This is a genomic window from Rhodovulum euryhalinum (assembly GCF_004342445.1).
Classification (GTDB): Bacteria; Pseudomonadota; Alphaproteobacteria; order Rhodobacterales; family Rhodobacteraceae; genus Rhodovulum; species Rhodovulum euryhalinum.
Genome location: NZ_SLWW01000001.1, coordinates 472,127 through 478,754, shown reverse-complemented (window position 1 = coordinate 478,754; position 6,628 = coordinate 472,127). Strand labels below are relative to the sequence as shown.

The 6,628-nt window shown below is 66.5% G+C and carries 9 protein-coding genes and 1 pseudogene; all 10 read right to left on the bottom strand.

The features are described from left to right. Nucleotides 1-543: 543 nt before the first annotated feature. Nucleotides 544-1,059 (bottom strand): phage virion morphogenesis protein, encoded by a 516-nt coding sequence (locus EV655_RS02215; RefSeq protein WP_132541082.1) that lies wholly within the window; start codon nt 1,057-1,059, stop codon nt 544-546. A gap of 103 nt (nt 1,060-1,162) precedes the next feature. Continuing rightward, the gene (locus tag EV655_RS02210) at nt 1,163-1,393 is read right to left on the bottom strand and encodes a hypothetical protein (RefSeq protein WP_132541079.1); all 231 of its coding nucleotides are present in this window, start codon (nt 1,391-1,393) and stop codon (nt 1,163-1,165) included. Continuing rightward, a complete protein-coding gene (locus EV655_RS02205) occupies nt 1,390-1,596 on the bottom strand; it encodes a hypothetical protein (RefSeq protein WP_132541076.1) in 207 nt (68 codons plus the stop codon). The genes EV655_RS02210 and EV655_RS02205 overlap by 4 nt, the downstream gene beginning before the upstream one ends. After that, nucleotides 1,593-2,477, bottom strand: coding sequence for a hypothetical protein (locus EV655_RS02200; RefSeq protein ID WP_132541073.1), 885 nt, complete (start codon nt 2,475-2,477; stop codon nt 1,593-1,595). Before EV655_RS02200 ends, EV655_RS02205 begins: the two co-directional genes overlap by 4 nt. A 73-nt stretch (nt 2,478-2,550) precedes the next feature. Further along, nucleotides 2,551-2,958 (bottom strand): major capsid protein, encoded by a 408-nt coding sequence (locus EV655_RS02195; protein ID WP_132541070.1) that lies wholly within the window; start codon nt 2,956-2,958, stop codon nt 2,551-2,553. Between the two features lie 21 nt (nt 2,959-2,979). After that, entirely contained in the window at nt 2,980-3,129 is a 150-nt protein-coding gene (locus EV655_RS18550) for a hypothetical protein (RefSeq protein WP_165905241.1), read from the bottom strand. A 49-nt stretch (nt 3,130-3,178) separates the two neighbouring features. Continuing rightward, nucleotides 3,179-3,637: a hypothetical protein gene (locus tag EV655_RS02190; RefSeq protein WP_132541067.1), complete on the bottom strand. Its 459-nt coding sequence runs from the start codon at nt 3,635-3,637 to the stop codon at nt 3,179-3,181. Nucleotides 3,638-4,002: 365 nt separating this feature from the next. Next, on the bottom strand, nt 4,003-4,260 hold the full coding sequence (locus EV655_RS18545) for a phage protein GemA/Gp16 family protein (RefSeq protein ID WP_341540292.1): 258 nt from the start codon (nt 4,258-4,260) through the stop codon (nt 4,003-4,005). Then, nucleotides 4,251-4,304, bottom strand: a pseudogene (locus tag EV655_RS19100) (hypothetical protein); the annotation flags it as partial. The gene EV655_RS18545 and the pseudogene EV655_RS19100, both read right to left, overlap by 10 nt. A 48-nt stretch (nt 4,305-4,352) precedes the next feature. Then, a complete protein-coding gene (locus EV655_RS02180) occupies nt 4,353-6,620 on the bottom strand; it encodes an ATP-dependent nuclease (protein ID WP_165905240.1) in 2,268 nt (755 codons plus the stop codon). Nucleotides 6,621-6,628 lie beyond the last annotated feature (8 nt).

Below are 6,628 nucleotides of genomic sequence, written 5' to 3'. Positions count from 1 at the left end.
ACCTGAAGGTCGTAGGTTCAAATCCTACCCCCGCAACCAAATTACCCCAAGAATACAGCCGCTTAAGAGCCTCCCACACGGGAGGCGTTTGCGTGCGCTCAGGCTGGTGCTACAACGGTGCTACGGAAATGGAGGGGGGTCTTTCATCGGGAGGGGAACGAAAACGGGGAGACTGACGCCAGAACAAGGGGTTGAGCGTCAGAACCGGTGTGGCGAGATGCAAATTGCCCGCAGAAACGCCGGGAAAATCGCGCATTTGCCGCGCATGATCTACCGTTTTCATAACACCCGGTGCGCAGATGTGCGCATTCCCGCTCGACTTCCGGCGCGGCATCGGGGAAGCTTGTCGCGGTCGAATACTGTGGCGCTGGTTGCTCAGACAGGCATTCGATCCTGATGCCCGGAACGCTGCGGGCGTCGTTCTTGCGCCGGGAACCCGAAGAGCGGTGATGCTCCTGCGAGGGACCTGGCGCGGCGGCCGGATCCCCCCAGCCGCCATCCATTCACGCCGCGAGCGCATCGACTATAGGACTGGCACCGACCTCAGGAGCGCAGCCAGTCGTCGGCGATCTGGATGATCGTCTCTTCATCCTCGGCCGAGAGCCCCAGGTAGGGGCGCGCCGGGATCGTGATCGTGTAGGCGCGCACCGATACGCTGTCGCGCCCGAAAAGCCGCCCGGTTCGCGCCTGCCGCTTGACCGTGCCGCCGAGCTGGTGAATGGCCCCATAGGGCATGGGCGACCCCACCGTCACGCCCTCGGGCGACGGCCGTGCGTTCAACTGGTTGTAGAGCGTCTGGCCGAAGCTGTTGGTGCGCAGCTTGGTGATCGGCACCTGGCCGCGCCGGATGCGCTGGCGGATGGTCGAGGGCGCGTGCGGCGCCCAGGGCGTGCCGTCGGGCGCCGATTCCGACTGGAAGTTCTCCTTCGTCGAATTGACGATGGCATCGCCCACCAGCTTGTAGAACCCTTCCGGGCGCTCCATCCGGTCGACCAGGGCGCGCAGCTTCTCCCGTGCCTCCCGGTCGTCGAGCGTGACGGTCATCGTGACGCCGGTCATTGATAAATCCCCCTGTCACGCACTATATAAAAAGCGTCGGGCAACCGAAGAGCGGTGATGCTCCAGCCAGGAGCCCGACAGGACGGCCGGATCACCCCGGCCGTCATTTTCGTTTCCAGATCAGCTTGCCGCATGGCTTGGGCGCGGGGCCGGGGCCCCGGCCCCATGTCCGGCGGCGCAGCTCGCCCGTCTTGACAAACGCGTTCGGGCCGCGGTGCTGGCCGACATCCCAAAGCACCTCGCGCCAGGTGAGATGCGCTAGGCCAAGGAAGGACATCGAGCCCGCGCGGCCGGTCGGGCGCGGAGTGGCGAGGCCCGGAACGCTGAGTCTCATGGGAAAGGCTCCCCGGCGCGCGCCCTCAGGTGGACCCAGCCGGGCAGCACCGGCCAGAACGGCCCGCCCGTGATGAAGGCGTAGTAGTTCTGCGCGACCAGCAGGACATCGTCCTGCGGCTTGTCGGTGAACTCGCGGGTCTGGAAGGCCCATTGGAGGCATTGCCGCCGCAGTTCCACATGGGGCGAGAGAGGCGCGCTCACCGCAGGCCCTCCATCGCCATGTCCTCCGCGTCGGAAAAGCTGACGCCCTTCTCGCGCGCGATCTGGCGGGCGGCGTGCAGAAGCTCGTCATGCGTCCGGTCTGCGCTGTAGCCGTCAGGAATGGTCTGGTCCTGACGAGGCCGCCCACCTTCGAAGGGTACCTGTCCCAGATCCAGCACGCCGAAGGATACGACCTTGGGTTGCCGTTTCAGGTAGGACAGGAACCAGTCCTTCCGGGTCGCGGTGGCGCCCTCGGAAAAGCTGACGGTCTCAGTATCGTCCAGGCTGGCCGCGAAGGCCACCAGTTCGTCCTTGAACACGGGCAGCACCCGGCCTTCGGCGATCAGCTCTTCCACCTCGCGTTCGCGCACCTGGCGCCGCAGCCGGGCCAGTTCGGTTTCGGCCGCTGACGCCGGGGCGGCGAAGGCGTCCTGGTAGAATGGCAGGCTGTCCCCGCCCGTGGCTGCGAACTTCACCGGCATGAGCCCCGACACGGCGGGCGCCGCCGCACCGAGGAAGCCCACGTGCTTGAGGTAGAACGAACCCGGCTTGGGATTCGCCGCCGCATTGGGCAGGAACAGCGAGATCGAGACCTTCTTGAACCGCCCTGCCTTGACGGCATCAGCAAACTCGGCCGCGGTCTGTTCCAGCGTGGCCTTCAGCACCCCGCGTTCAACGTAGAGAGCTTCCACCCACCCGAAGGCCGGGGTATCGGTCTGCGGATGCCCGATCACGACCGGCGCCGGGGCGGCCTCGCGGTCATAGCCCGAGGCGATTTCCCGAAGGGTCGCCTCGTTGATCGTCTGACGCCCCCCGGTCATGTCGGTGAAGCTGCCCGCCCGGAACACCTCGACCGGGCCAAACTTGCCCGCGCCGCTCATCACGAAGGCTCCACGATGTTCCGGAAGAGGAAGCCCGAGGCGATGCCCGTCAACACCGGCTTGCGCTCGTAGGTCACGCCATAGACCCACGACCGGCGCCCGCCTTCCCAGCGCGGCGGCTCGACGAAGGGATGCCATGCCCCTTGAGGGTATAGGTGTAGCCGAACGAGGGCTGTTCCAGGGCGGCGTCCTGCGTCGGCACATAGGCCAGCACGGCGGCGTTGCCCCACGCCTCCTTGAACGGCGCGTCGGGCGCATCGCTGTCCACATAGGTGGCCTTGCCCACGGCCAGCTCGTCCAGTTCGAACAGGCCCGCCAGCATCTTGGCGGTGATGCTTTCGGACGTGGTGTACTTGAACCGGTCGGTGATCGCCGGATGGTTCTTCAGCGCGCGGAAGCCCGCGCTGCTGACCACCATGCGGTTCGGATCGACGCCGCAGGTGGTGCGCACCCGCTCCTTCGCGTCCTCGATATCCGCAATCGGGTTGGTCGCCGCGCTGTTTCAGCAGCTCGACCCCGCCAGGGTGAGCTGGTTCTCGACCGGATAGTTCGCCGGATCGAGCGCAAGCTCGGCCTGTTCGATTTCCAGCGTCAGCGTCAGCGCATCCATCACCAGGTTGACGGCCCGCTTGCCCAGGTCGATGCCCGGCACGGTCTGGGCTTCTTCCGCGTGCTCGCGCGGCACCGGGGCGTCCAGGGAGTTACTGGTCCAGGCTGAAGGGCTTGGGGGCGACATCGTTCCGGTCGGTGCTGCGGGGCCGTCCGACCGGGGTTCGGTGGTTCGGATTGCGGACGCCGAGCATGGCCAGGCGCCGCCGCACGTGCCGCAACGTCAGGTCGTAGCGGTCGGCCAGGTCGTGATTGGTCGCGCCCGCCTCGACGGCTTCCAAAAGGGCCGTGTCGGTCGCGCCCTTCATCGGCTGCGGCACGTAGACCTTTTCGCCGTTGAACTGTTCGGCCAGCGCCCTGGCCCCGTCCAGCCCCAGCGCCTCGGCCAGCGGATGCCCTTCGAAAAGGTTCTTCGGATGCGGTATCTTGAACTCCTGCCCGCCCAGCCGTTCCCGGATCGCCTGGACAACCTCGTACCCGAGCGTGTCCATCACATGGCGGCAAAAGCTGTCGGGCTCGAAGTACTCGCGGGCGCGGGCAGTTGCTGTCATGGCATTGTTTTTCCTGACGTTTTGCGCGTGGTCGGACATTGGTCCGACCCTCGGGCAGCAACGGCAGGACAGATGTCCTGCCCGCGCGGCATGGCCCCGGTCTACGGTCGGGGTGCCACGTCCCTTGCTCTTGCTGACCGTGGACGGGGGATGGTTCCGCGCTGGTTCCCGTCCCCCGCAGCTGGTGGATCGCGGTGCCCAGGATCGCCGCCGATGAAACCAGAGAGGCCGGACCCTCGGCTGTGGGTCCGGCCTCTGCCGTCTTGATGATGGTTTGCCCGGACTTGACGAGTCTGCTAGGTCCATCAGAGCCGGAATGCCGAGGCGGTGTGCAACTTCCCAGGCCATCCGGTGGCGCGTCACGTTCACCCGTGGCGCGCTTCCTTTTCCAGCTTGCGGGATACCATGTTGGTCAGCGCGCCGATGACCTTCCGGGCGGTGTCGGCATCGAGCCAGGTGGGGCTGGCCCCGTAGCCGCGCTTGTCCATCCAGCGGCGCAGGCTGGTTTCGGTGCCGGTGCCGTCCGTGAACTCGTCCCAAAGCCCCTCGATCTTCGGGAGCTGGGCCTCGGATGGGCGCGATCCACAACGCCGCAGTGCGGGCATACCGGGCCATCCGGCCACAGTATTTCCTCGACGTGGGCAAAGGCGGCGGCTTCGTCGTGCATGTAGGGGGCGGAAAGAACGGACATGGCGGGAAACTCTAACTTGTTGAGTTACTTATAGCCTCTCCGCGTGGGTTTGTTAAATACACAATCGCCCTCTGAAACCGCCATTCGAGGATCGAGGCAGGTCTCGATCACGGAACGCCAGCGTGCGCGGGTTGCGTCGGGCACTGCTGCCGGTCCGCGGGCCAGGAGGCGGTCCCGGGTCCGGCGGGCGAGTTCGAGGCGCCAATCGGGCCGCAACCGAATGTCGGCCGCCATGGCCCAGGCCTCGACCTGCGGGACGAACGACGTGTCTGTGTGCATCGTGTCGCTCAGCATCGTCTCGGGACGCCGCTCGATCCGGTCGACGATCTCGGCCAGAAATTCAGGCGGCATCAGATCTTCGATGGTCGCCCCCGCGCGGCCGACAAGATCGGCAAGGCTGAGAACCCCGCCGTCGGACCCTGCGCCGGGTTGGTCATGCAGGAGCGTTGGGCGCCGGTCATTGCGCCCGGTCAGAACCTCTGCCATGCGCAGCGCGATACCCGGATCGCCCGCGGGCGCGAAGAGGATATCACGAGCCGGTGCGAACTCTCCGGCGGCGATCAGGGTCGTTTTCATCGCCGTGAGGTAGATCTGTTCTACCATACCCGGCACCAGCACCGAATCGGCCCCGCCGAAGCTCGCCTGGGCCACCGCCATGTTGACCGCGGCACGCACCGCGTATGCCGCCCCGCTCTCGCCCCCGCCGCGCTCGGGCGCGGCGAGGTCCGAGGTCACCCGGGTCGAGCCGTCCTCGCCGACGAAGACCTTGCGGGCTCGTTCCAGCCGGTCGGCATCGACAAGGAAGGGTGAATGCGCAGTGTAGACGATCTGGTGGTTGAGGGCGATCTTGTCGAAGAACACCGACAGGTCGCGCTGGGCGAGCGGGTGCAGCGACAGGCCCGGTTCGTCGAGCAGCAGGACCGCGCGCCGGTGCAGCCCCGAGCTTTCGTGCAGGAAGACGAGGAAGAAGCTCAGAAACCATTGCAGTCCCGTCGAGCGCTCTTCGAGTTCCACCTCCTGAGCGCGTTCGGAATCCGACACCCAGATGCGAAAATTGTTGCCGTCGGCCTCGAAGCGGAAGCGATAGTCGCGCACCCGCCACCATTCGCCGAACCGTTCGCTCAGCCGGTTGCCGGCCGATTGCAGCAGGATCGAGCGGGTACGCTTGGCCTCGGCGATACGGGCCATCGGGTCGGGGCCGAGATCGGGCGCATTCGTCGGCCGCACGAGGTCGAGCAGGTTTTCGAGCGGGTTGCGCTCTGCCCTTGCCGCGAGGCGGCGGCGCTCGGCCTCCTTGCGGGTTTCGTTGAAATCGCGGCCCAGTTCCAGGATCTCGGCCGGCTCCAGCCCGACAAAGCCGAACAGAACCCTCAGCGTGCGGGCCTTCGACGCCTCCTTGGGGCCGAGATCGCTGCGGCCCAGATTGTCGACCACATGCGGCAGGTAGATCTCTGAATCGAGATTGCCCCAGGTCGAGTAGTAGACGAAGCGCGGCAAGTGGGACAGGACCGCGTCGCGCACAGTGGCGATCTGGCCGGGATCGGGGGCCAGCATGTCGATCATCCAGGTGCCGAGGTCGCGGCGGAGCGCGCCAAGCTCTTCGAGCGTCGCGCTGAGGGAGTGGATCTCGTCGGGGATCATTGCGCCGACCCGATTGCGCAGCCGCATCATGTCGTTTCCGGTCAACATCGGCTCTGCCTCGACCTCGGCCAGCATCGCGTCGATCCCGTCGAGGACGGTGGTGTGAAACTCCTGTTCGTCGATCGGGATCTCGACGGCCGCGATCGTGGCGCGCGCAGTGCGCAAGCGCTCGGCGGTGCGGCGGGCATCGGTTTCCCGCGGCCGAGCGTAGTTCGGGAATTCGACGGTGTAGCTGCCATCGAAGAGCCGGCCGACGGCAACGCGGCGCGCGGCCTCGACCGGAATACGGGCGAGTTCGGCGATCTTTTCGGCGGCGGGGCCGGTGTCGAACTCGGCCAGGATGAAGCGGTAGGCCCCGGGGGCGGTGCGGATCTCGGCGAACATCGCCTTGGGATAGTCCGACACCGGGTCGAGATGACCATCGGCCACCGGGTTCAGTTTCCAGAGCGGCAGGAGAAGATTCGTCTTGCCGGATTCGTTGACCCCCACGAGCGCGGTGACACGGCCGAGATCGAGCCACCCGCTGTCCTTGACCGAGCGGAAATTGGTGACGCGGTAGCGCAGCAGTGTCATCTGGTCGGCATGCATCGGATCCGGGCTCGGCGTCGCGGGCTCGGGGGCGGGCGTCTGCGGAATGGAATCGTGGCGCATGGTCAGTC